We start from the raw sequence: 23,360 nt of genomic DNA on the forward strand, positions 1-23,360 counted from the left end.
CACGATGTCGTAGTCTCGAGTCATTTCGAAGATCATCGCGACGGCCGTCATCGCGGCGCCCGTTCCGCCACCCACCATGGCGCCCATGCCGACCATCGCAAACGCGGGCGCGCTGACGGGAGCGCCCGGCACGGCAGCAGAGATCAGTGACGCAATCGCTGCGCCGAGCATGGCCCCAATGAACAGCGACGGCGAAAACACCCCTCCCGAAGAGCCGGACCCGAGGCTCACCGACGTCGCGAACAGTTTGCTCGCGGCGAGCAGCAGCAGGAATGCCCCGCCTTGAAGTTGCCCGTATAGCGTTGCCTGAATCGAGGCATATCCCACGCCCTCCACGTAATAGTGCCCAGCGCTACGCCATAAGACGTACATCAGCACCCCGACGAGCAGCATCCCCGAAGCGTGCCGCACATAGCGGTTGCGCACGCGGTCGAACGCATCTTCGGCCCAGTGCAAGGCGCGTATCCATGCGGTCGCGGCAACGCCCGTCAACGCGCCGAGCAGTGCGTAGAGTGCCGCTGGCGGTCTGGTTCGGATGGCACACGGCGTTCAGTGAAAAAATGTTCGCGGTTTGGATTCCGGATTTCGTTGCGGCATTCCTGCTCGGCATCGTGTTTCAGTACTTCACGATCAAACCGATGCGCGACCTCTCGGCATGGCAGGGAATCGTTGCCGCCGTCAAAGCCGATATCGCGTCGATAACCGCATGGCAGATCGGCATGTATGGTCTGATGGCCATCATCCAATTCTTATGGTTCAAGCCTGCCTATGGCGGAATTGCCGATGTGGCGAGCCCCGAGTTTTGGTTTGCGATGCAATTTGCCATGCTGGCAGGGTTTGCGACGAGCTATCCCGTGAATTGGTGGCTGATTCGATTGGGCCTGAAAGAGCAGATGTGAGGCGCAAAGGCCTAGGACGGGCTAGAAAAACATCCTAGGCGCCAGCGGATAGCACGCCACAATGCGCGCAGGCGAAAGGTGGCCGTAATTTCCGTTTTGGGACCATGTGCTAGTCTATTCGGCCACCGCCCGGATACGAGAAGAAGGAGGTGCAGCGGCGAGCCGAAGGATGGACCGATGCACGATCGAAGTAGTCAGGGGGCCTCGGCGTACTCGGCTCAATGCGTCCAATTCAAAATGTCCATTTCAAAGGAGACCTGATGAGCCGACTAGTCGTCGTTTCCAATCGGGTTGCCAATCCTCATCGAGCCGCCGCCGGGGGGCTCGCAGTCGCAGTCCGGGAGAGCATGCGGGAAACGGGCGGTATCTGGTTCGGCTGGAGCGGTCGTCTGCAGGAAGAGACGCAGTCCCCCGGAACGGAGGAAGGCGTCAAAATCGAGACCGTCGGCAACGTTCGGCTCGCCACGGTCGATCTGAGCCGCGCCGAATATGAAACCTACTACCTCGGCTACGCCAACAACGTCCTATGGCCCGTTTTCCACTATCGGCTCGATCTTGCACAGTTCGACGAGCGGTACGTAGAAGGCTATCGCCGAGTCAATCGGAAATTCGCTCAGGCGCTGCATGCGCTGCTCGAACCCGACGACGTCATTTGGATTCACGACTATCACCTCATTCCGCTGGCGACTGAATTGCGGGCCTTGGGTTGCGACAACCGCATCGGCTTCTTTCTTCACATTCCGCTGCCGCCTCCGCTCGTGCTAGCTGCGATTCCCGAACATGCTTGGCTGGTCCGGTCGCTATTCGCTTACGATCTCGTCGGCTTTCAGACGGAAACCGACGTCACGCATTTCACGCGTTACCTCGAAGTGGAAACTAACGGAACGCAACTGCCGGACGGCAAATTTCATGCGTTCGGTCGATCCGTCCGTTTTGGCGCGTTTCCAATCGGCATCGATCTCGACGAATTCGCCAAGCTTGAACGCAGCCGGGAAGCGATGGATATGTTCGACCGAATGCGCGAGGAATACTCGCGACGACAACTGCTCGTCGGCATCGACCGGCTCGATTATTCGAAGGGGCTGCCGCAACGCCTGCAGGCGTTCCGCCGCCTGCTCGAATGCCACGAGGAAAACCTCAACCGCGCGACGCTGATTCAGATCGCGGCACCGAGCCGAGAGGATCTCGACGCGTACGACGATCTGCGCCGCGAAATGGATAGCCTCTGCGGCGCGATCAACAGCGACTTCGGCGAGCTCGACTGGATGCCCGTGCGCTACATTCATCGCAGCGTCGCGCGCAAGCGTCTGCCCGGGCTCTACCGCGCGAGCCGCGTCGCGCTCGTTACTCCGTTGCGTGACGGCATGAACCTCGTCGCCAAGGAATTCCTGGCGGCGCAAGATCCGGCTGACCCCGGCGTGCTCGTGCTGTCGCGTTTCGCGGGCGCGGCTGAACAGCTCAAGGAGGCCGTGCTCGTGAATCCCTATGACACGAACGAGATGGCGGAAGCGATCCACCGAGCGCTTACGATGCCGATCGAAGAGCGTGTGGCAAAACACGCCGCGCTGATGGCCACGATACGCAGTTACGACGTCCACTGGTGGCGCAGGCGGTTCCTTGCCGAGTTGGAAAGCGCCACCGAGAGCGCGCACGCCTAATTGCGGCGAAATTGCATTTCGCGGACGGCCCATGCAGTCATCGTCGTGATCATCGGGTTGTGCGCGACGGTTTGCTGTGCCCTCAATAGCGTCACTGCTGCGCGAGAGCGTGTCACCAAAGATCACGCAGCGCCGGTGCGCGATGCCGGCGGGACTCGCCGCTCTTCGCTCTGCTTCTATTTCTCGTAGGACGCCGTCCGCCGCCGAGGCTCGCCCGCGCGGCTATGATGCGCGTGATGATCGGGGTGATCCTCGAGCAGCTTGCGCACGACCCCGTTGGTCCAGCCGAAGCCGTCTTGCAGCGGATACTCGCCACCGCCCCCGCCTCGCGTCGCATCGACGTCGTGATGCAGCGCGTATTTTTCGACGAGCTTGCACTCTCGCTCGTACACGGCCGAAACCGTGGCGAGCCACCGACGCGCGATGTCGTACCCTAGGGCACGTTCGCCATAACGAATCAAGCCGCGCGAGGCCATCCATTGCAGTGGCGCCCATCCGTTGGATCGATCCCATTGCTGCGGGCTTGCCTGCTCCGTCGTTCTCACGCCGCCGGCGCTCAGCAATCGAGCCTCTATCGCGCGGGCCACTCGATGCGCCTGCTCATGCGTCGCGAGCCCCACATACAACGGCACCGCGAGCGCCGCGCTCAATCCGCTGCGGTGTTCGCCGAGTTGCCAATCGTAGTCGACGAACGCCCCATCCTCTTCGCGCCACAGATAGCGATCGATGGCGCCGCGCCGGGCGGCCGCGTGAGCCCCGAACGTCTCGGCCGTCGGCGTATCGCCTTGCGCGCGCGCAAGCTTCTCGATCTGCGTCTCGAGCTTGTACAGGAAGCTGTTCAGATCGATGGGCAAAATCGCCGTCGTGCGGATCGTGGACAAATCGTTGGGATCGCTCAGCCAGCGCGAGCTGAAGTCCCAGCCCGACTCCGCCCCCGCACGCAGGTCGCGATAGATCTCGCCGGCCGGGCGCGCGCTGCTCGACGCCGTGCCGACGTCCTCGATGTATCCCTCGTCGCGCGGCGTGTCGCGCTCATCCCAGTAGCGGTTCAGCACGCTTGCGTCGGGCAACCGCACGACATGCCGTGCCGCATCGCCCGGCGCGAGGCCTTCCGCGCCTTCCATCCAGTACGCATGCTCGCGCTTCAATTGCGGCAAATACCGGATCGCCCGCTTGATGCCGTGCGTCTCGAACAAATCGACCATCAGCGCGAACACCGGCGGCTGCGAGCGGCTCAAGTAGTAGGTCCGGTTACCGTTCGGAATGTGCCCGTAATGGTCGATCAAGAACGAAAAGTTATCGGCCATGCTGCGCAGCAGGTCGTGCCGGCCGCTTTGCGCGAGACCGAGCATCGTGAAATACGAGTCCCAGTAATACATCTCGCTGAAACGGCCGCCCGGCACGACGTAGTTGTGCGGCAGGGGCAACAGCGAACTCATCGCGGGATGTTCGGCCGGTTCGCGGCTCAGCACTTCCCATAAACCATCGATGTGGGCGGCAAGCGTTTCGCGCGGGTTTGCCACGTAATGTTCGGCCGGCACCGGCTCGTGTGCGAAATGCGCTTTGACGAACGCCTTCAGATCGAAGCCCGGCATCGCATGATCGGCGCGATAGCGCCGCAGGATCTCATCGGGCGCCGCGAGCGGCACGCAATCGACGAACGACTTGCTGTCGTCGAACACGCGCCCCAGTTGCACGGCAACGAACAGTTCTTGATAGCGATCGGCCGGCGTCAGCACATCGGCCGGGGCGACGTGCCCCACGTCCGGCGCAGCGCCGCCGGCTGCCAGCATTTTGTCCGCAGCGATCGTCATGCTCATTGTTCAGCGTAGTTCCAAAGTAAGCCGCCATCGACATAGAGCGTCGAACCCGTGACATAGTCCGCTTCGTCCGACGCAAGGAACAGCACCGCATTGGCGACGTCGAGCGGCTTGCCCAGGCGTTTGAGCGGGATGTTGCCGAGTAGCGCGGTAAGCTCGGCCGCATTGTGCAGCAAACGATCGTTGATCGACGTGCCGATCGCACCGGGCGCGACGTTATTGACGGTAATGCCGAGCGGCGCGAGCTCGATCGCTAGATTGCGCATCATCATTTTCATGCCGCCCTTGCTCGCGCAATAGCTCGTGAAATGAGGAAACGGCAATTCCTCGTGTACCGAGCTGATATTGACGATGCGGCCGCCACGCTGCGTATCGCGCAAGTGGCTGACGAATGCCTGCGTGACGAAGAATGTGCCTTTCAAATTGATGTCGAGCACGCGGTCGTAGTCCGCTTCGGTTACGTCGAGGAATCCGGCGTTGTGCTCGACGCCCGCGTTGTTGACGAGCACGTCGATTCGGCCCATTTTCCGGATGCCTTCCTCGACCAACTGGCGGCTCGCGTCCGTCACGCTGATGTCGCCCGCCACGACGCACCCGTCGCTGCCGGCGGCTCGCACGTCGGCCAGCGTCTGCTCGGCGCGGCTGTCGTCGTGAAGATCGTTGATGACGATCTTCGCGCCCTCTTGCGCCAGACGCACGGCCACCGCCCGGCCGATCCCTTGTCCCGCGCCCGTCACGAGCGCAATCTTGCCTTCCAGTCTCATGGGCCTCTCCATGCTTGCTCCTTGCAATGGCATCGTTCCTTCTGACCATGCAAAGAGAGGAAACGTTTCCGTGCGAAAAGCAAATGATGAGCCCAAGCAATTCATTTGGCTCGTAAAATGGGGAATCTCGCGCCGTTTGATCGAATAGCTTTTATTTCGCTTACGTCGCGTGCGCCCGATCGATTCGAATTCGTCCGTTCTCGCCGTGCCGCCCATTCCGTACCGCTGATTATCTATTGATCTGTACCGGTACTGTGCCGTTGGTCGCACGTAGACTGTGTCGACGCATCCATTCCGTCTGGGGCCTCGAATCCATGCCGCTTTCTCTGCCTTACGCAGCGCTTTCCGCTGCCATGACGTTCGCGTTGGTCATGTCGATCACGCCGGGCCCGAACAACACGATGCTGCTGGCGTCCGGCGTCAACTTCGGCTTGCGCCGCACGATGCCGCACATGCTCGGCATTACGTGCGGCTGCATGGTCATGATGATCACGATTGCGTTGGGGCTCGGCCAAATCTTCACGCGCTTCCCGCGCTTATATTCGGTGATGGAAATCGTGAGCGCCGCTTATTTGCTCTATCTCGCCTGGAAGATCGCGGCATCGGGCAAGCTCTCGATCGGCGCCGCCAACGAACGGCCGTTGACGTTCCTTCAAGCCGCCGCATTTCAGTGGGTCAACCCCAAGGCCTGGATGATGGCCGTGACCGGCGCGACGGCGTTCCATCTGCACGACAACGTACTGCTGAACGCGCTCTTGTTGGCCGTGGTCTTCGCCATCGTCAATCTGCCGAGCATCACGGTCTGGGCTGCATTCGGCCTCGGCGTGCGGCGTTTTCTGGCAGGACCGGGCGCGCTCAGAGCGTTCAATTGGAGCATGGCCGCATTATTGGTTGCCTCGATCGTGCCGATGCTTTCGCACTGATTACGCACTGATTACGCACTGATTCTTCACTGATTACGGCAAGAACGGATCGCGCCACCAGCGCGGCGCGATCCTGCATTCCAGCATTCCGCAGTCTAGTCTAGTCTCGTCAAACCACCGACGCACGGCCCTGCGTCACCTGCGCCTCCGGTTCGGCGATCGGCTCGATGCGGCCCATCACGAACACGAACGAGACGATCCCGATCACGAGAATGACACCGGCGATCAAGAACGCGTTGGCGAACGAGTTCGTCGCGCCGACGATGAAGCCGGTCACGACGGGCGCCGCCACGCCCATCAGGTTATTGACGAAGTTCATGATGCCGCCGATCGTCCCCACCCCGCCCTTCGGCGCGATGAGCGACGGCAGCGACCAACCCACGGGCGCGGCGGCAGCCAGGCCGCCCAAGGCGATCGAGATCCAGACGATCGCCCACATTGGATTCGTCGTCAGCGTGGCGCCGAACACGGCGAGGCCCAGCACCATGCCGCAAACGAGCACGCCCTTGCGCACACGCGTTTCATCGTGGCCGCGCGCGATCAAGTGATCGATCAACCAGCCGCCCACCACGAGATCGGCGAGCGTCGCGACCGCCCACGGAATAGCGGCAAAACCGGCTGACTTCAAGATGCTCATGTGCATCGTCTGCACGAGGTAACCGGGCAGCCACGTCAAGAACAGATAAAACGAATAACCATAGGCGGCGAAGCCGATCGTGAGCCCCCATACTTTCGACTTCTTCAGCAGATAGCCGAGCATCGCGAAAGCGTTCGCGCCCGACGTGCCTTCCGGTGTCGCACCGCCTTCGACGATATAGCGGCGCTCGGCCTCCGAAAGCTTCGAGTCGCGGCTCGGATCGCGATAGATGAAAAAGAAGGCGACGAAGTAAGCAAAGCTGAGCACGGCCGTCACGCCGAAGCCCCAACGCCAGCCCATTCCGACCACGACGACGGCGATGAGCGGAACGCCGATCACGTTCGAGAACTTCGCGGCCGCGTCGAAGATCGCCGTGGCGAGCGCGCGCTCCTTGCGGGGGAACCAATACCCGGTTGCCTTGGCGCTGACGGGAAAGCCGGGCGCTTCGGCGATGCCGAGCATCGCGCGCGCCGCAAAGATGCCGCCGAAGCCGCTCGCGAAAGCCGTAACCGCCGATGCAGCCGCCCATAGGAATGCGCCCCAGCGGCCGAGACGCGTGACCCCGAAGCGGTCGAGCACGATTCCCGCCGGCACCTGCAGCAGCGCATAAGGCCAAAAGAACGCGCTGAACAGCAGGCCCATTTCGGCCGGCGAAAGATTGAATGCCGCCTTCAACTGCGGCGCCGCCACCGATAAGTTGATGCGGTCGAAATAGTTGATGAGTACGCCTACGCCCAGCAATACCCCTATGACCCAGCGTCGCTTTGCGACGCGCTGTCCTGCCGTCGATGTCATTGTCGTCTCCTCAGAAATTTGGACTGGCTTCGTGAATCCGTGAAATGCACCGCGTGGCACCGGCGCCGGCACCTAAGACAGCGCTATCTTTAGCGATCAGCCGATGTTCCCGCTCGGCCAGCGCCAGCGAAACGCCCGCATGCCAATCGATCGCCTGGGCGACGATCGCATCGACGGGGAGCATGGCGTTCACGGTCAGCGTCGAGGGCTCGGCGACGGGGGCCTCCAGATCCGCGAACTGGCTCGCAACGAGCGAGTCCGGCATGAAGTGTCCGCTGCGGCTGCCGACGCGTTTCGCCGCTTCGTCCGGCGGCAAATCGAGAAAAACGAACTTCGCCGACGGGCTGCCGAGGCGCAGCCGATCGCGGTACCGGCGCTTCAACGCCGAGCACGCGAGCACGACGGGTTCACCGCGCTCGCACGTTTCCTTCAACTCGGCTGCCAGCCGGTCGAGCCAGCCCCAGCGGTCGGCATCGACGAGTCCGATCCCGCGCCGCATTTTGTCGACGCTGGCGGCGCAATGAAACGCGTCGCCCTCGATGAAGCGTCCGCCTAGGCGCGCGGCCACGGCGTGCGCGACGCTCGATTTCCCGCAGCCGGCGACGCCCATGACAACGATGACTGATGCTGTCCCGTTCATCGGTTCAGTTCCCTTTCCATTGAGATAGCGCTATCTCTTCAAATCAAGAGAAAGGCGGCCCGCGACCGCCCTGCTCTCTCATCCGTCCCTCGTTCGCTTACAATGTCCTACGTTTGAGAGACGATTGAGACAGCGCTATCCTAGTTGAATCATGACCAGCCCGACACCCAGGAAAACCCGCGGCACCGGCCGCCCGACCCTCGAGGAAGTTGCCCGCCGTGCCGGTGTCAGCACCATCACGGCTTCGCGCGCGTTGCGCGGGCTGAGCACGGTCGGGGCGGAATATGTCGACAAGGTGCGCGAGGCGGCGCGCGAGCTCAACTACGTGACGAACTCCGCCGCTAGGGCGCTCGCCCGTGCGCAGAGCGACACCGTGGCCGTGCTCGTCCCGTCTTTGACGAACAACGTATTCACGGACGCTGTGGAGGCGATTCATACGGTGCTGCGCCCGCATGGCATCGAGATTCTGATCGGCAACTCGCACTATCTGCGCGACGAGGAGGAAGACCTCATTCGCCGTTACCTCGCCTCGCCGCCGATGGGCATGATCGTGACGGGCTTCGATCGAACCGAGGCCGCGCGTCGCCTCATCGATGCGAGCGGCGTGCCCTGCGTGCACATGATGGAGCTTGCCAAGGCCGACGATCTTTATTGCGTCGGCTTCTCGCAGCATGATGCGGGCGATGCCGTCGCCAAGCACTTGCTTGCGCGCGGCTGCCGCCGCAATGCGTTCATCGCGGCGCAGCTCGATCAGCGGATGTTGCAGCGGGGCGAGGGCTTTCGGCGCGCGCTGCAGCGGGCGGGCCTGCACGAGCCCGACCTCGAGATTCTCACCCCGGCGCCGTCGTCGATCGGGCTCGGCTGCGAGCTCTTTCGGCAACTGATCACGCGCCGCCCGGACGTCGACGGCATCTTCCTCGGCAACGACGACCTCGCGCAAGGGGCGCTGTTCGAGGCGCGCCGCATGAACGTCCGCGTGCCGGAGGATATCGCGATCGTCGGTTTCAACGACTTGGCAGGCGCGGCGGACTGCGTGCCGAGGTTGACGACCGTGCGCACGCCCCGCGCGGAGATGGGGCGCATGGCTGCGCACTTGCTGCTCTCGATCATGCGCCAAGAGAGCGTGCCTTCGCCCATGATCGACCTCGGGTTCGAGCTCATGGTGCGGGAAAGTGCGTGATCGGCGTGATTGCCTAGGCCTGGCGGCGGATCACCGCCACGCCGTCGGCCGCCCTCACGCCACGGCCTTGCGGCAATACGAAAAGCGGGTTGATTTCCGCCTCGACCAGTTCCGTGCCGAGCTGCACGGCCATTCGCGAAAACGCCACGATCGCCGATGCGAGCGCGTCGATGTCCGTCCGTGGTCGTCCCCGGTAGCCGTCCAGCAGCGGAAACGTCTTGAGCTCGCGGATCATCTCGGTCGCATCGCTCATCGACAACCCATATCGCGGATCGAGCAGGCGCATCGTCGTATCCCGAATCAGTTCGGCCGTCACGCCGCCCATCCCCAGCAGGACCGCCGTCCCAAGCGGATCGCGATGAAGCCCGAGAATCAGCTCGACGCCGTCGCTCACCATCTCTTGAACGAGAAACGCGCACGCCGGCCGTCCCGTCGCCGTCTCGACGTCGTCGCGCATCCGATTCAAGCGAGCACCGACCGCGCCGATCGGCACCGCGATCGCGACGCCGCCCACGTCGCTCTTGTGCGTGATCTCGTTCGACAGCAGCTTCAGAACGACCTTGTCTCCGAACGCCTGCGCGGCCTCTTGAGCTTGCGCTGCTGAGGTTACCGCCACCTCATTCACCGAGGGCACGCCAAAGCGCGCGAACAACGCTTTCGCTTGGGCTTCGTCGAGCGATCCCCTCGGGAACTCGCTCACATCAATGCCGGCCTGCTCGAATGCGTCGGCGTCGCTGCGTCGCATGCCGCGGCCATATCGCAGCATGGCATCCAACGCACTCGTCACCGCCTCCGGGCTGGTGAATGCCGGAATGCCTTGGCTATTGAGCAAGCAAGCGATCGCCGGCGCATGCGGGCTCACGTAACCGACGACGGGCTTGCGCGTTCCCGGTAAGGAGTCTCGAATCGCGCCCACCATCAAGTCCGGCATCGCGAGACCGGAGGAGCCGACGATGAAGGCGACAGCGTCGTAGCTCGGGCTATCGAGCAGGGCCCGAATCGCTCCTCGCAGCAGGTCCGGCTGCAGGCCGGCGAGCGTAACGTCGATGGGGTTGCGCTCGAGCACGGCGTGATCGCCCGTTTGCAGGGCACGCAACCGCGTTGCAGTCGCTTCATCGGGGGGGGGCGTTTCGAAGCCCGTCATTCCCAAACTATCGGCGACGAGCGTGCCGGCGCCACCGGTCGACGTCAGAATCGCAACGCGATTGCCTTCGGGACGGCGGCCGATGGATAGCGCGTTCGACACATCGAGCAGATCGCCGAACGTGCCGACGCGGATCACCCCGGCATGCCGAAACAGCGCGTCGTACATGCGATCCGATCCCGCCAGTGCACCCGTATGCGAAACGGCCGAGCGCGCGCCCGATTCCGATCGGCCCACCTTGAATGCGACCACCGGCTTGCCCGTGTCCGCGGCGCGCAATGCCGCCTCGAGGAATCGTTCCGGATGCCGAACGGCCTCCACGTATAGCGCGATGACGGAGGTCGCATCATCGTCGACGAGAAACTCCATGAAGTCCGCGATGTCCAGATCGGCCTCGTTGCTCGTCGATACGAGCTTCGAGAGTCCGATGCCGCCCGCCGCTGCGCGCGACAGCAACGCGCCGAGAATGCCGCCGCTTTGCGATACGACGCCGATATTCCCCACCCTGAACGAATCCGTTTCCAGCGCGCCACTGGCCGACAACGTGATGCGATCCGTCAAATTGACGAGACCGATGGTGTTGGGCCCGAGCAAGCGCATCGAACCGGCCGCCGCCAGCAACTGCGCTTGCCTCGCCGCACCTTGCTCTCCCGTCTCCGCGTATCCGCTCGCCAGGACGATCGCCGCGCGCGTGCCACGATCGGCCAGTTCGCGAACGGCTGCATGCGCGCGCTCCGCGCCGAGCAGCACAATGCCGACGTCGGGCGCCGCCGGCAGCGAGCCGACATCCGGATAGCACGTTAGACCATCGATCGCGTCGTAGCGCGGGTTGACGGGGTAGATGGTGCCGGTGAATCCGTGCTTCCTCAAATACGCGACGGGCCGGCCCGCCGTTTTGAAGGGGTCCGCCGATGCGCCGATCACGGCGACGCTGCTCGGGCGCACCAACCGTGCAATCGCTTCCTTGTCTTTCTTCATGCTCATTTCGTTTTGCTCAAAAATGCGCGTACCGCCTCGCGATGTTGCGAGCTCGTGTAGCAGACGGCCTGGGCCTGGCTGCCCTGAGCAAACACCTGCTGCGCGGACATTTCGAAACTTTGATTCAAGATGCTCTTGCCGAGCGCGAGCGCGGCGGCGGACCCGCTGCCAAGCTGCATCGCCCAGGCGCGGGCCTCTTCGAGCAGCCGCTGCGGAGCACATACGCGGTCGGCAATGCCAAGCTCGAGCGCTTCGTTCGCCTCGATTTGCCGTCCGCTGAAGATGAGATCCTTTGCGCGCGGCAACCCGACGCGGCGCGGAAGGAAGTACAAGCCGCCGCCATCGGGTATCAGGCCCCGCTTGATGTAACTCCAAGCGAAGCTGGCCTCCTCTGACGCAACGACGAAATCGCAAGCGAGCGCCATGTCCGCGCCAAGGCCCGCAGCGGCGCCGTTCACCGCAGCGATCGTAGGCTTGGGCATGCAATGCAGCAGGCTGACCGTGTGATGCACGCGTTGTTGCCGGGACCAGCCATTGAACGCGATGTCACCCGTCGGGGCGTCCATGCGCTCGGCCATGCCGCTCACGTCGCCGCCGGCGCAAAAACCCTTGCCGCTTCCCGTCAGTACGACTGCTTGCACGGCCTTGTCTTGCGATGTGTTTTCAAGCACGGCGATGAGATCGGAGCGCATATCGTCCGTCATGGCATTGCGCTTTTGCGGGCGATTCAGCGTGATCACGGCGATGCCGGAATCAACAGCGATTTCGATCAAGGAGGTATTCATGGGCGGATGAATGAATGAAGAAAATCGATAGAGAAACGAACGAATTCAAGCCGACGCCAGCTTGGCTCTCGCCGAGACAGGCATGAATTCAGGATAACGCTGGCTTTCAGGAAGCGAACCGGCCGTGTTCCACAGACTGAAACAGCTGCAGCCTGCAGGCACTCACTTTTGTTTCGGGTCGTTCGCCGGATCGAGGCCGGACGCTTCGAGCAGATGCTTGGCCGCCGGTGTTTGCAGATAGCGAATCAGCGCGTTCGCCGCTGCGGGCTCGGCCGCATTGCGCCCCACCGCGGCGGCGATGACGCTGATCTTTTGCAGCGAGTCGGGAAGCGGTCCCACGTACTGAATGCCGTCGATCGCATGCAACTCGCTGATCTGCTGCAAGCCGACGTCCGCCTCTCCGCGCTCCAGCGCGGTGCCAACCAACTCCTTGCCCTTGATCTGAACGATCTTTCCTTTCATTGACTCGGCAATGCCGAGTTTCGGAAAGAGCGTCTCCGTCACATACTTGCCGCTCGCGCCTTCGGAGAACGCAACCGACTTCGCGCCCACCAACGCGGCTCGCACGGCGTCCACCGAGCCGATATCCGGTTTCGGCAGGCCTTGGCGGACCGCCAGACCGATCCGAGAAATCGCAACGTTCACCCGCGTGTCGGCGACGAAATACCCTTGGCGGATATGGTCGTCCAGCGCAGCACCGATCATGAAGCACACATCCATCGGCTCGTGTTTTTCGAGCCTCATCGGCAGGTCGTCGGGCGACGTCCCATATGAGGGCCCCCAGGAAATGATCAGCTTGTCGCCGGTCGATTGCTCGAAAGCCGGAACGATGCTGCGAAATGCGCCGCGCAAAGCGCCGGTAGCCAGTACGTGCACGTCGGCAGCGTTCGCGGCCGCGCTCATGCCGAGCGAAAGCAGCATGGGCACGATAAGGCGAACGCGAGCCCGCTTCATTAGGACATTCATGGGTTTTCACCTTTCATTCGATTGATCGACAATTCGGTACTCCGTTTTCGGCGGTCGAGCGTCGCTGCTCGACCACGCGCATCGCACCACTCGCGCGCCACGCATACCGTTACCTCGGCAAGACACGATGACATCTCCAGAGAAGGCACCCAAACGATCGCCGGAAGCCGTTCTGAATCGCTCCCTCGAACGCGGCCTGCTGCTGCTTCGCGCATTCGGCCCCGGCGCCGACATGCTCGGCAACGGCGATTTCGTCGAGCGCACGGGCCTGCCGAAAGCCACCGTCAGCCGATTGGCCCGCACGCTCGTCGAGTGCGGCTTCCTCGAACACGATGCCGTTCACCAGGCCTACCGGCTCGGCGTTCCCGTTCTGAGCGTCGCGCACGCGATGCGCACCGGTTCGAAGATCATGCAAGCCGCCGTCCCCTTGATGCGGGAAGTCGCGCAAAAGCGGCAGATCAACGTTGGCCTCGCGGCAGCGGATGGCGACGACATGGTTTACTTGGAGTCCTTCCGCTTCAACCAACGCTCTTCCCTAAGAACCGTCGTATCAGGCCAGCGCGTACCGATGGAGCTGACCGCGCTTGGCCGAGCCCATCTCGCGACGCTCGGCGACGACGAGCGCACGGCTCGCCTCGCCTCGCTCGAACATGGCGGCAGCCGCCATTGGCGGCCCATCAAGGCGCAGATCATGGAGGCCATCGAGCAAGTGCGACGGCTCGGGTACTGCATCGCCACTTGGCAACCGGAAGTCGTTGCAATCGCAACGCCGTTGGAGGTCGCCGGCCACCCACCCCTGGTCCTCAATTTCAGCGTCCGCACGACCGATGCGACATCGGAAATCTCGGGGACGCTGGCCATGCCCCTGCTGCAATTGCGCGACGCGATCGTCAGAGCGATGGCCGCACTCGATCCGGACTGAACGGCGCCTAGCGCTCTACCGCTCGCTGATCGCGCGCCGCGGCACCCCGGCGACGACAGCCAGGCCGCCTAGAATCGACACCACCGCAACGGCATACAACCCCATCGCACTGCTGCCGAACCGCGACGAAGCCAGGCCGATGACCGTCGGCGCCAAGATCCCGCCGAACTGGCCGAGGCTGCTGATCAAACCGATGCCGCTCGCCGCGACAGCCGGTTTCAAATAGGCCGGCGGCAGTGTCCAGAACAACGACAGCATGCCAAGGTAACCGGCGGTCGCGATGGAGAGCAGGACCATCAACACGCCGACGTCGTGTGCAAAAGCCGGTAGCAGTACGACGCCGCCCGCGGCCAGCGTGGAACTGACCATGAAATGCCAGCGCCGCTCGAGCCGCCTATCCGAGCTTCGCCCCATCAGGTACATGGACGCCGCACCAACGACATAGGGAATCGCCGACAGCGCACCGATGTGCCAAAAATCCGTCACGCCGCTATGCTTGATGACGCTGGGTGCCCAGATATGCACGACGATGCTGGCCCACGGCACGCTGAAGTAGGCAAACGTCAGGAAGTAGAACTTCGGCTCGCGCAGCGCAATCCAGATCGATTTCGGCGCACGCCCTTCCTTCGATTCCGCCTCGCGCCGCAGGGTATCGAGCAACATGCGCTTTTCGTCGTCACTGAGCCATTCGGCTTGTTCCGGCCGATCCGTCAGACAAAAGTACGCCACCGCGCCGGCCCCGACCGAGGGGAGCCCCTCCAAGATGAACATCCATTGCCAACCGTTCAGGTGCCAAGCACCCGTGAGCGTGTTCAGAATGACGCCCGACATCGGTCCGCTGATGATCCCCGATACACAGATGGCGCTCATGAAGATCGAGGTCACGCGGGCTCGCCGGGACGCCGGAAACCAATACGTGAAATAGAGAATGACCCCGGGGAAGAAGCCCGCTTCGGCAACGCCCAGCAGCACGCGCGCCGCATAGAATTCGATTGGTGTCCTAACGAATGCGGTCGCGACGGACACGACGCCCCAACACGTCATGATCCGCAATAGCGTGCGCCGGATGCCGATACGCTGGAGCCAGAGATTGCTGGGCACCTCGAGCAGCATGTAACCGAGATAGAAGAGTCCGACGCCGAAGCCGAATGCCGCTTCCGACAATCCAACGTCCTGCCTGAATTGAAGATGGGCGAAGCCGATGTTCGCGCGATCGATGTAAGCGAGCACGTAGCAAACGAACAGCAGCGGCATCAGTTTCCAGGTCACCTTGCGGTAGAGCGCCGCGGTGGACGAATGATGGGCCGCGTTCGCCTCGGGCGATGGACTCGTAACTGCTTGCATGGTGTCTCCAATCGTTATTCCGCTAGGGGATCGGCAATCCGCGGCGGAAACGTTCGGTCCCGCGTCGCCATGAGCATCATTATGGTGAGCGCGGCACACATGCAAAGACGGGCATTCCACTACGTGGAACACGCAATGGAATGCCCGTCATCCAGCATCGGGGATGCAAACAACGATACGCCTTCAACGAGGACGCATCAGCACCTTGATCGAATCGAGCGAATTGGCGACCTTAATGGCCTCTTCCCACTCCTCCAGCGCGAAGCCATGCGTGACGATGCCTTTCGATGTCACGAGCCCGCGAGCGAGCAGATCGATCGCGATCGGATAGCAGTAAGGCCCCAGGTGCGCACCACGCACGTCGAGTTCCTTGCGATCGCCGATGATCGACCAATCCACCGACGTCTCGGCACCGAATACCGAGAATTCGACGAACCGCCCGAGCTTGCGAATGAGGTCGAGCCCTTGCGGCACGCCGGCCGGCACGCCCGTCGTTTCGATGTAGACGTCGCAGCCGTATTGATCCGTAAGCGACCGAACGATCGAGAGTGCATCGTCCTTCTTCGGGTTGATCGTCACGTCGGCGCCATATTCGCGCGCGAGCGCCAGGCGCTCGTCGACGAGATCGATGACGACGAGTTTCTTCGGCGTCTTCAGATGTGCAACCTGCGTCATCATGAGCCCGAGCGGCCCCGCCCCGGCAATGACGACGACGTCGTCGAGCTGAATATCGCCGCGGTTGACCGTGTGAATCGCGCAGGAAAGCGGCTCGATAATCGCGGCATCTTCGATCGATATCCCATCGGGAATCTTATGGACGATCGCCGTGGGCGGGAAGCGCATGTACTCGGCCATGCCGCCGTCGGCAACTTCACGCTGGAAGCCGAAGATGTTGTGGACCTCGCACATCCAATACTGCCCCGACTTGCAATAGCGGCATTTGCCGCAAGGCACGATCTGCTCGGCAATCACGCGCTCCCCTACCGCCACGCCGAAGTGCTGCGCGGCGCCCTCGCCGAGTTCTTCCACGTACCCGAAGAATTCATGCCCGGGAATGACGGGTGCCTTCACCCAGGGGCTCGGCCCGCCCCAAAACATTTTCGCGCCCGAGTAGCACTTGCAGTCGCTTGCGCAGATGCCGCACGCGGCAATGCGAATGACCAGTTCGTTCGGGCCGGGTCGCGGTCGCTCGACGCGTTCGACGCGGTAGTCCTTGGGCGCATGGCAAACGACAGCGGTCATGTCGGTGGGCCTGCTCGAAGTGCTCATAGTCGGCTCGCTTGGAATGAGAAGTGAAAAGGGAGCAGCAAAGAACCGTCACGGACCCGTTTCATCGCGCGAGGAAGCCCCCGTCGACAGCGAGGCTCACGCCACTGATCATCCGCGCTTCGTCGCCGAGCAAATACGCGATCGTCTGCGCCACTTCCTCGGGCTGGACGAATCGGTTCATGGGAATGCGGGCAAGCATCTGCGATGATTTCTCCGGATCGCTCCACGCTTTTTCGGCCATCGGCGTCAACGTGACCGTAGGGTTGACCGAGTTGACGCGTATGCCGTGGGGGCCAAGCTCGACGGCCATCACGCGCGTGAGCGCATCGAGCCCTGCCTTCGAGGCGCAGTACGCGCCGTGCAGTGCGAAGCCGACGTGCGCCGATATGCTCGAGACGTTGACGATCGCACCACCCGTGCCGCGCTCGATCATGCTGTGCGCACAGGCCTGGCCGACGATCATCGCGGCCCGCACGTTCACGGCCATCGTCTCGTCGAACGCTTCGACGTCCGTGTCGAGGAAAGGCTGCAAGCGCGCAATACCCGCATTGTTCACGAGCAGATCGATCGGCTGCGCGGCGAGCGCCGTAGCACGTGCGGCCGCTGCGTCGGCTAGATCGACGGCGTAGGCTTCGCATCCGATCTCCTGCTCGAGCGAACGCAGATCGTCAGGCGAGCGGCTCAGCGCAATCACGCGCGCCCCTCGCGCCGCCATCAGCCGCGCCGTGGCCCGGCCGATGCCTTTGCCGGCCCCGGTAATCAGCACGCGCTTCCCGGCGAATTGCTCGGAGCGATCGGGTACAGCCGTTGGTGAGCTCATGATGGGTGACTGCTCCTAAGGTTCTTCGCAAAGGCGCCGTGCGGTATCCTCGTCGGTCACGAGCACCGAGACGTAACCGCCGCGCAGCGCCGCTCGAGTGACGAAGAATTTTTGCGTGCCGCCGCTGGCCAGCACGACGCATTCGATGCCGTGCAGATCGTCGAGCGCGACCGCCACCGTGCGCCGGTTCAACGGATGGTTGATGAGCTTGCCGTTCTCATCGACGAAATGACCCAGCACGTCGCCGACGGCCCCCGCTTTGCGCAGCGTGCGCAGATCTTCCGGGTCCTTGACGCCGTAGGTAATCACGAGCGATTCCGTCAGGTCGCCAGCGGTCAACAACGCGAGATCGGCGCCTCGCGCGAGCTCGTAGGTCTCGCGCACGGCATCTTCCCGCAGGATCACGTCGCGCACCTTCTGGCTGCTGACATAGATCGGCGCCGGGAACAGGAAGCCGTCCGCATGGCACAGATCGGCGAAATCGGACACGATGTCGAAGGTGTTGATGCTCGGGCAATGCGCGAGCCCGCCTTGCAGCGACACGGCGGAAAGCGGTCCATACGCGCGCTGCGGCAAGGCCCGTAGAACGGCGCGGATCGTTCTTCCCCAACCCAGGCCGATCGTATGGCCGGAGGCGATGTGCTCGGCCAGGTAGTTCGCCGCGCCGATGCCCAGCGCGGCCATCGTCGCTTCGTAGGTGGCGCCGGTCGGCACGACGACGGCCGCCTGCAAGCCGAAGCGCTCGACGAGTTGCTCTTCGAGCGCGACGCACGGTGCAATGCGGCTGTCGATCGTGATTCGGACGAGCCCCGATTCGCGGCCTGCGGCCAGCAATCGATTGACGCGCACGCGGTTGGTGCCCAAAAGCTGCGCGATTTCCTGCTGCGTCATGTTGCCGACGTAGTAGTGCCAGGCGACGCGCGTTTGCAGTTCTTCTTCGCGATCGATGCCTTCGTCCTGCTCGACGCTCGGCATAGGTAGGGTGGTCTTGCCCATGTTGTCCGCCATGTATCGACAAAAGAAAAGCCGATAGTTATAGCAAATGCGTCATTTGACGGCGCCCATCGTCAAGCCCTGCACGAGCCGGCCCGAGACGAGCAGCGCGAAGATCACCATCGGCAGCACGATCAGCGTGCCCGTCGCCATGATCTCCCCCCAAGGCAGCTCATAGCCGCTCATGTAATTCGTCGCGGCCACGGGCGAGGTGGCCGCGTTGTCGCGCGTGAGCACGAGCGCGTAGAGCAGATCGTTCCATGAAAAAATGAACGCGAAGATCGCCGACACGACGATGCCCGGCATCGCGAGCGGCAGATTGATGCGCCAGAACACGCGCCACGGCGATGCACCGTCGAGCCGCGCGGCTTCGTCGAGCTCGACGGGAACGTTGCGGAATTGATCGGTGCAGATCCAAACGACGATCGGCAGCGAGAACGTGAGATAAAGCAGGATCAGAACGATGTGGGTATCGATGAGATCGAGCTTCGTCGCAATGAGGAAGAACGGAACCGCGAGCACCACCGGGCTGACCATCCGATTGGAGATGAACCAGAACCAGAGATCACGTTTGCCGCGGAATTCGAAGCGCGCGAGCGCGTAGGCCGCCGGCGTGCCGAGCAGGATCGCGAGCACGGTCGTGCTGCTCGCGACGATCAGCGAATTGACGAGGCTACCCGCGACGTCGTGCGTGAAGAGCGCATCGACATAGTGCGAAAGCGTCGGCGTGAAGCGCCACAGCGGCGGATAAGCGAGCGCATCGGCCTGCGTCTTCAGGCTCGTGGTCACCATCCAATAGAACGGAAAAACCGACGAAACGAAGATCACGAGCAGCGCGAGGCCATGCCAGACGGTGGCACGCCGCTGCCCGGCTCTTGCGCGGCTCGCGCGCGGGGCGGCGCCTATCGTCAGAAGCCCTAAAAAAGAGAGGCTCATGCGATCTCCCTGTAGATGTAGCGGATGTAAAGACGGGAAAGGACGATCGTCAGCACGAGCAAAAGCATCGCTTGCGCGGAGGCCAAGCCTTGATCGAACAAGCGAAAGCCGATCCGTTCGATGTAGACGCTGATGAACTCCGTGGCGGCCCCGGGACCGCCGCGCGTCATCGTATAAACGGCATCGAACATCTTGAGCATGTCCGCCGAGCGCAAGATCAGGATCGCCGTCAGCCCCGGCAGCAGATAGGGCCGCTCGATGTGCCAAAGTATCGTCAAGCGCTTTCGGGTTTCGAGCCGTGCGGCTTCTTCGGCCTCCTTCGGCACCATCGTCAAGCCGGCAAGCAGGATCAGCGCGCAAAACGGCGTCCACTGCCAGATGTCCATGATCATGACCGAGACATAAGCGAGCGTCGGATCGCCGAGCCAATCGCGCGGCGGCACGCCGACGAAGCTGAGCACATAGTTCGCCACGCCGAATTGCCGGTTGAAGATGAGCCGCCCGATGAGCCCGACCACGGCGTACGTCGTTGCCATCGGCACCACGAGGCCCACTCGCGCGGCGGCGCGCATCCAAGTCAAGCCCGACCGATGCAGCATCAACGCGGCGAACAAGCCCAACGCGATCTCGACCGGCAGCGTCAAGCACAAGAACAGCATCGTGCGCCCGAGCGCCTGCCAAAACGTCGCGTCGGTGAACGTCGCGACGTAATTGTCTAGTCCAACGAACGGCGTGCCCGCCTCGGGGTCCGCGAGCCGGTATTGATGCACCGAGTTGTACAGGGCGACCAGCAACGGATAGATGCCGATCACGGCCAGTGCGAATACGGCCGGAAACAAAAACCAGAACGCGGGAGACCGCGGCCAAAGCCGCAGCCGCACGCCCTTGCGCGGGACTTGCGCCTGCCCCGGCCGCGACACCGTACCGTTGAACATAGCGATACTCCGATTCGCACGATACCCGGCGAAACGACGCCGATCGTTGCTTTGATCGCCGCCTTACTTGAGCAGCGGTTTCTTGCCGTCGTAGTAGCCGGCCTTCTGCAAAATCGCCTCCATCTTCGAGCCGATCGTCTGCGCGCCGTCCTTGACCGAGACGCTGCCGAGCATCATCTTCGTGCCCCATTCGCCGATGATTTCGGAGATGGCCGGCCACTCGGGGAAGCGCGGGCGATAGTCGGGCACGCCGCCTTGCCACGATTCGACCATCGGCTTCACGAACGGATACTTCGCCTGCACGGCCGGATCTTGATAGACAGCCGTGCGCGCCGGCACGCCGCCTGCCTCGAGGTAAGGCTTCGCCATCTGCTCCGAGGTGATCCATTGAATGAAGAGCCAGGCGGCCGCTTGCTTCTTGGCGCTCGATTTCGCATTGACCGCCAGCGAAAAGCCCCCTAGCGCAGGCTTGAGTCCAGCAGGACCGCGCGGTTCGGTGGCAATCGCCAGGCAGTTACCGAGCTTCGATTTCGAGGGATCGGTCAGCGTCGGATAGAAGGCCGACCATTCGGTGATCATCGCGACCTGTCCCTGAGCCAGCGCGTTCACGGCTTCGGCGTGATCAAAATCGACGATGCCGGGCGGCATGTACTTCATCAATTTCTGCCGGTACTCGAGCCCGGCTTGCGATTGCGGCGACATCAAGTTCGATTTGAACTTGGCGTCGAGCAGCGAGCCGCCGTTGGGCCAAAGCATGCGCATGAAGCTGTCGGCCGATTGCGTCTCGCCGCGGCGCGACTGCAGCGCGAACGCGTACTGGTTCTTGCTCGCGTTCGTGAGCTTCGGCGCGTAGACATTGAGCAAATCGTCCCAGGTCTTCGGCGGCTCGTCGAACCCGGCTTGCTTCAGCATGCACTTGTTGTAGAACATCAACCCGGAATAATTGTCGAACGGCAGGCCATAGGTCACCTTGTCCCAGGTGCCGAACGAATCGAGCAGAATCGGGAAGAAGCCCTTCAGGTTCAGATTCGGATCGGCCAGCTTGGGATCGTCGGTGAACTTCTTGATCGGCGTGAGCCACTTGTTGCTCGCGAACTCGCCGATCCATACCACGTCGACGAGCACGATGTCCTGCGCGCCGCCGCTCACGAAGTTGAGCACCTCCTTCTGCCGGGTGCTCTCATACGGGACGACGTCCCACTTGATCGTGATGCCCGTTTCCTTCTCGAACTGGGGAATCAGTTTTTCGGCTGCGGTATATCCGGGCCGATCGAGAAAGATGGCGTGGAGCGTCGTGCCGGAATAAGGCGCGGCCGCCTCCTTCAACGTCCATGCCGAAGCATGCGCCGCCAGCAGAAACGACGCGGCGGCCAACGACACCATCGCTGATTTGCGCTGCAAGAACCGGGGTTTCATCGATTGTCTCCTTGTCGACCGGGGCGGCCCGCTCGCGCGGGCGCGTCCCGATCCGATGCAAAGCTATTCGTTATCGACTCAGCGGCAGGCATCGGATCGTCGAATGCCTGCGAGCACACGGGACTGCGTCATGCGATTGCGGCGCAGCCGGCGGCCTTCCGGAGTGCGCATTTCACTTCCTCGTTTCACTTGTAATTTCGTTTTTTCAAATGTATATTTTGACGCACGATGCTTGTCAAGAAGAAATTCATTAGGAGTCCTTGCGGCGCTGCGGGATGAAGCCGCTGCGGATCTCGAAGAAAAGCTCGGGTGCGCGCGTGCTGGCGCACAGGTGCAATGCGACATGCGACGTTCGTTGGAGACACGAAATGAGCGCGGTTCAGCTGCAGCAAATCCGCAAGACGTTCTCGGGCGCCGAAGTGCTCAAGGGCGTCGACATCGAAGTGGCCGAGCACGAGTTCCTCGTGTTCGTCGGTCCGTCCGGCTGTGGCAAGTCCACGCTGCTTCGCACGATCGCCGGGCTCGAGCGCGTCGATTCAGGGCGTGTGCTGATCGGCGGCGAGGACGTCACAGAGGTCGAGCCATCGGAGCGCGGCGTCGCAATGGTGTTCCAGTCGTATGCGCTCTATCCGCACATGTCCGTCTACGAGAACATCGCGTTCGGCTTGCGCATGCTGAAGCTGCCGCAAAGCGAGATCGATCGCCGCGTGAACGGCGCAGCGCAGATCCTGCAGATCGATCAGTTGCTCGAGCGCCGTCCGCGGGCGCTCTCCGGCGGGCAAAGACAACGCGTGGCGATCGGCCGGGCGATCGTGCGCGAGCCGAAAGTGTTTCTGTTCGACGAGCCGTTATCGAATCTCGACGCGGCGCTGCGCGTGCAGATGCGTCTCGAGCTCATCAAGCTGCATCGGCAACTGAATGCAACGATGATCTACGTGACGCACGATCAAACGGAAGCGATGACGATGGCCGATCGGATCGTGGTCCTCAATCATGGCGTCGTGGAACAGATCGGTTCGCCGCTCGAGCTTTATCGCCGGCCGCGCAATCGATTCGTGGCCGGGTTCATCGGCTCGCCGAAGATGAACTTCATCGACGTGGACGTGCTCGGGGCCGATTCGTCCAGCGTTACGATCGCGTTGCCGGGCGGTGAGCCGCTGGTCGTTCCCTGCGAGGCTCAAGGCGTTCAGGTAGGGGGAAGGCTAACGCTCGGCGTTCGCCCCGAGCATTTGACGGAAAGCGGGGGTGGCGGGAGCGATGCCAGGGTCGCGGGTGAGGTCATCGTCGTCGAGCACCTCGGCGGCGAAACGTTGTTGCATGTCGGGCTCACGGACGGCAGAACGATTCAGGTCAAGGGGTCGGGAGAATCGGCGGCGGCCGACGGTCAACGGATCGAAGCGGGGTTCTTCGTGCGGCATGCTCATTTGTTCGATGCCGAGGGCGTGGCGTTGCGGGCCACGCATGCGCACGTTCAAACGACTGTCGCGTAGCGTCTCGACCGATGAACCCGGACTCGGGGGCGGAAATCTCGCTCGC

The 23,360-nt window shown here is 62.8% G+C and carries 20 protein-coding genes and 1 pseudogene; 6 read left to right on the plus strand and 15 right to left on the minus strand.

The features are described 5' to 3' along the window. Window positions 1-456: chloride channel protein (locus tag ACTHNZ_RS04750; protein WP_440541346.1), on the minus strand; the 456-nt coding region annotated here is incomplete at its 3' end. Window positions 457-518: 62 nt separating this feature from the next. Between ACTHNZ_RS04750 and ACTHNZ_RS04755 the strand changes: the two are divergent. Beyond that, window positions 519-899 (plus strand): annotated as a pseudogene (locus ACTHNZ_RS04755) (DUF4396 domain-containing protein); the annotation flags it as partial. A gap of 260 nt (window positions 900-1,159) precedes the next feature. After that, complete coding sequence (gene otsA, locus ACTHNZ_RS04760; RefSeq protein WP_440541347.1) at window positions 1,160-2,557, plus strand: alpha,alpha-trehalose-phosphate synthase (UDP-forming); 1,398 nt, start codon at window positions 1,160-1,162, stop codon at window positions 2,555-2,557. A 176-nt stretch (window positions 2,558-2,733) separates the two neighbouring features. Here the strand turns inward: otsA and treF are convergent, their stop codons facing one another. Then, window positions 2,734-4,377 carry an alpha,alpha-trehalase TreF gene (gene treF / locus ACTHNZ_RS04765; RefSeq protein WP_440541348.1) on the minus strand — a complete coding sequence of 548 codons (1,644 nt, stop codon included), beginning with the start codon at window positions 4,375-4,377 and terminating at the stop codon, window positions 2,734-2,736. Beyond that, window positions 4,374-5,141, minus strand: a complete 768-nt coding sequence (locus ACTHNZ_RS04770; RefSeq protein WP_440541349.1) for an SDR family NAD(P)-dependent oxidoreductase — start codon at window positions 5,139-5,141, stop codon at window positions 4,374-4,376. Before ACTHNZ_RS04770 ends, treF begins: the two co-directional genes overlap by 4 nt. A 314-nt stretch (window positions 5,142-5,455) precedes the next feature. Here ACTHNZ_RS04770 and ACTHNZ_RS04775 point away from each other — a divergent pair, with 314 nt between their 5' ends. Then, window positions 5,456-6,064: a LysE family translocator gene (locus ACTHNZ_RS04775; protein WP_440541350.1), complete on the plus strand. Its 609-nt coding sequence runs from the start codon at window positions 5,456-5,458 to the stop codon at window positions 6,062-6,064. Between the two features lie 109 nt (window positions 6,065-6,173). Here ACTHNZ_RS04775 and ACTHNZ_RS04780 read toward each other — a convergent pair whose 3' ends face one another. Together ACTHNZ_RS04780 and ACTHNZ_RS04785 are read right to left on the minus strand one after the other, a co-directional pair. Then, window positions 6,174-7,496, minus strand: a complete 1,323-nt coding sequence (locus ACTHNZ_RS04780; protein ID WP_440541351.1) for an MFS transporter — start codon at window positions 7,494-7,496, stop codon at window positions 6,174-6,176. Window positions 7,497-7,506: 10 nt separating this feature from the next. Beyond that, entirely contained in the window at window positions 7,507-8,136 is a 630-nt protein-coding gene (locus ACTHNZ_RS04785) for a gluconokinase (protein ID WP_440541352.1), read from the minus strand. 151 nt (window positions 8,137-8,287) lie between these two features. Here ACTHNZ_RS04785 and ACTHNZ_RS04790 point away from each other — a divergent pair, with 151 nt between their 5' ends. After that, window positions 8,288-9,316, plus strand: a complete 1,029-nt coding sequence (locus ACTHNZ_RS04790) for a LacI family DNA-binding transcriptional regulator (protein WP_440541353.1) — start codon at window positions 8,288-8,290, stop codon at window positions 9,314-9,316. 13 nt (window positions 9,317-9,329) lie between these two features. Here the strand turns inward: ACTHNZ_RS04790 and ACTHNZ_RS04795 are convergent, their stop codons facing one another. The 3 genes from ACTHNZ_RS04795 to ACTHNZ_RS04805 all read right to left on the minus strand — a co-directional run bounded on the left by ACTHNZ_RS04795 (window position 9,330) and on the right by ACTHNZ_RS04805 (window position 13,189). Next, window positions 9,330-11,444: an acetate--CoA ligase family protein gene (locus ACTHNZ_RS04795; protein ID WP_440541354.1), complete on the minus strand. Its 2,115-nt coding sequence runs from the start codon at window positions 11,442-11,444 to the stop codon at window positions 9,330-9,332. Further along, a complete protein-coding gene (locus ACTHNZ_RS04800; protein WP_440541355.1) occupies window positions 11,441-12,223 on the minus strand; it encodes an enoyl-CoA hydratase/isomerase family protein in 783 nt (260 codons plus the stop codon). Before ACTHNZ_RS04800 ends, ACTHNZ_RS04795 begins: the two co-directional genes overlap by 4 nt. Window positions 12,224-12,385: 162 nt before the next feature. Then, window positions 12,386-13,189: a molybdate ABC transporter substrate-binding protein gene (locus ACTHNZ_RS04805; protein ID WP_440541356.1), complete on the minus strand. Its 804-nt coding sequence runs from the start codon at window positions 13,187-13,189 to the stop codon at window positions 12,386-12,388. Window positions 13,190-13,316: 127 nt separating this feature from the next. Here ACTHNZ_RS04805 and ACTHNZ_RS04810 point away from each other — a divergent pair, with 127 nt between their 5' ends. Further along, entirely contained in the window at window positions 13,317-14,111 is a 795-nt protein-coding gene (locus ACTHNZ_RS04810) for an IclR family transcriptional regulator (RefSeq protein ID WP_440541357.1), read from the plus strand. A gap of 15 nt (window positions 14,112-14,126) precedes the next feature. Here the strand turns inward: ACTHNZ_RS04810 and ACTHNZ_RS04815 are convergent, their stop codons facing one another. The 7 genes from ACTHNZ_RS04815 to ACTHNZ_RS04845 form a co-directional block, all read right to left on the minus strand. Continuing rightward, on the minus strand, window positions 14,127-15,455 hold the full coding sequence (locus ACTHNZ_RS04815; RefSeq protein ID WP_440541358.1) for an MFS transporter: 1,329 nt from the start codon (window positions 15,453-15,455) through the stop codon (window positions 14,127-14,129). 183 nt (window positions 15,456-15,638) lie between these two features. Then, the gene (locus ACTHNZ_RS04820; RefSeq protein ID WP_440541359.1) at window positions 15,639-16,724 is read right to left on the minus strand and encodes an alcohol dehydrogenase catalytic domain-containing protein; all 1,086 of its coding nucleotides are present in this window, start codon (window positions 16,722-16,724) and stop codon (window positions 15,639-15,641) included. A gap of 61 nt (window positions 16,725-16,785) precedes the next feature. Further along, complete coding sequence (locus ACTHNZ_RS04825; protein ID WP_440541360.1) at window positions 16,786-17,544, minus strand: SDR family oxidoreductase; 759 nt, start codon at window positions 17,542-17,544, stop codon at window positions 16,786-16,788. 15 nt (window positions 17,545-17,559) lie between these two features. Next, on the minus strand, window positions 17,560-18,540 hold the full coding sequence (locus tag ACTHNZ_RS04830) for a sugar-binding transcriptional regulator (protein ID WP_440541361.1): 981 nt from the start codon (window positions 18,538-18,540) through the stop codon (window positions 17,560-17,562). 51 nt (window positions 18,541-18,591) lie between these two features. Beyond that, complete coding sequence (locus ACTHNZ_RS04835) at window positions 18,592-19,473, minus strand: carbohydrate ABC transporter permease (RefSeq protein ID WP_440541362.1); 882 nt, start codon at window positions 19,471-19,473, stop codon at window positions 18,592-18,594. Further along, window positions 19,470-20,408: a carbohydrate ABC transporter permease gene (locus ACTHNZ_RS04840; RefSeq protein WP_440541363.1), complete on the minus strand. Its 939-nt coding sequence runs from the start codon at window positions 20,406-20,408 to the stop codon at window positions 19,470-19,472. The genes ACTHNZ_RS04835 and ACTHNZ_RS04840 overlap by 4 nt, the downstream gene beginning before the upstream one ends. A gap of 63 nt (window positions 20,409-20,471) precedes the next feature. Then, window positions 20,472-21,824, minus strand: a complete 1,353-nt coding sequence (locus ACTHNZ_RS04845; RefSeq protein WP_440541364.1) for an ABC transporter substrate-binding protein — start codon at window positions 21,822-21,824, stop codon at window positions 20,472-20,474. Window positions 21,825-22,192: 368 nt separating this feature from the next. On the opposite strand from ACTHNZ_RS04845, the gene ACTHNZ_RS04850 reads away from it, so the two are divergent. Then, window positions 22,193-23,314, plus strand: a complete 1,122-nt coding sequence (locus ACTHNZ_RS04850) for an ABC transporter ATP-binding protein (RefSeq protein WP_440541365.1) — start codon at window positions 22,193-22,195, stop codon at window positions 23,312-23,314. Window positions 23,315-23,360 lie beyond the last annotated feature (46 nt).

This window comes from Trinickia sp. (assembly GCF_051953955.1).
Classification (GTDB): Bacteria; Pseudomonadota; Gammaproteobacteria; order Burkholderiales; family Burkholderiaceae; genus Trinickia.

Coding starts and splice junctions, on each gene's coding strand:
- ACTHNZ_RS04850 (WP_440541365.1), top strand. CDS start 22,193: ATGAGCGCGGTTCAGCTGCAGCAAATCCGCAAGACGTTCTCGGGCGCC.
- otsA (WP_440541347.1), top strand. CDS start 1,160: ATGAGCCGACTAGTCGTCGTTTCCAATCGGGTTGCCAATCCTCATCGA.
- ACTHNZ_RS04805 (WP_440541356.1), bottom strand. CDS start 13,189: ATGAATGTCCTAATGAAGCGGGCTCGCGTTCGCCTTATCGTGCCCATG.
- ACTHNZ_RS04785 (WP_440541352.1), bottom strand. CDS start 8,136: ATGAACGGGACAGCATCAGTCATCGTTGTCATGGGCGTCGCCGGCTGC.
- ACTHNZ_RS04840 (WP_440541363.1), bottom strand. CDS start 20,408: ATGTTCAACGGTACGGTGTCGCGGCCGGGGCAGGCGCAAGTCCCGCGC.
- ACTHNZ_RS04845 (WP_440541364.1), bottom strand. CDS start 21,824: ATGAAACCCCGGTTCTTGCAGCGCAAATCAGCGATGGTGTCGTTGGCC.
- treF (WP_440541348.1), bottom strand. CDS start 4,377: ATGAGCATGACGATCGCTGCGGACAAAATGCTGGCAGCCGGCGGCGCT.
- ACTHNZ_RS04815 (WP_440541358.1), bottom strand. CDS start 15,455: ATGCAAGCAGTTACGAGTCCATCGCCCGAGGCGAACGCGGCCCATCAT.
- ACTHNZ_RS04835 (WP_440541362.1), bottom strand. CDS start 19,473: ATGAGCCTCTCTTTTTTAGGGCTTCTGACGATAGGCGCCGCCCCGCGC.
- ACTHNZ_RS04800 (WP_440541355.1), bottom strand. CDS start 12,223: ATGAATACCTCCTTGATCGAAATCGCTGTTGATTCCGGCATCGCCGTG.
- ACTHNZ_RS04810 (WP_440541357.1), top strand. CDS start 13,317: ATGACATCTCCAGAGAAGGCACCCAAACGATCGCCGGAAGCCGTTCTG.
- ACTHNZ_RS04770 (WP_440541349.1), bottom strand. CDS start 5,141: ATGAGACTGGAAGGCAAGATTGCGCTCGTGACGGGCGCGGGACAAGGG.
- ACTHNZ_RS04780 (WP_440541351.1), bottom strand. CDS start 7,496: ATGACATCGACGGCAGGACAGCGCGTCGCAAAGCGACGCTGGGTCATA.
- ACTHNZ_RS04825 (WP_440541360.1), bottom strand. CDS start 17,544: ATGAGCTCACCAACGGCTGTACCCGATCGCTCCGAGCAATTCGCCGGG.
- ACTHNZ_RS04795 (WP_440541354.1), bottom strand. CDS start 11,444: ATGAGCATGAAGAAAGACAAGGAAGCGATTGCACGGTTGGTGCGCCCG.
- ACTHNZ_RS04820 (WP_440541359.1), bottom strand. CDS start 16,724: ATGAGCACTTCGAGCAGGCCCACCGACATGACCGCTGTCGTTTGCCAT.
- ACTHNZ_RS04830 (WP_440541361.1), bottom strand. CDS start 18,540: ATGGGCAAGACCACCCTACCTATGCCGAGCGTCGAGCAGGACGAAGGC.
- ACTHNZ_RS04790 (WP_440541353.1), top strand. CDS start 8,288: ATGACCAGCCCGACACCCAGGAAAACCCGCGGCACCGGCCGCCCGACC.
- ACTHNZ_RS04775 (WP_440541350.1), top strand. CDS start 5,456: ATGCCGCTTTCTCTGCCTTACGCAGCGCTTTCCGCTGCCATGACGTTC.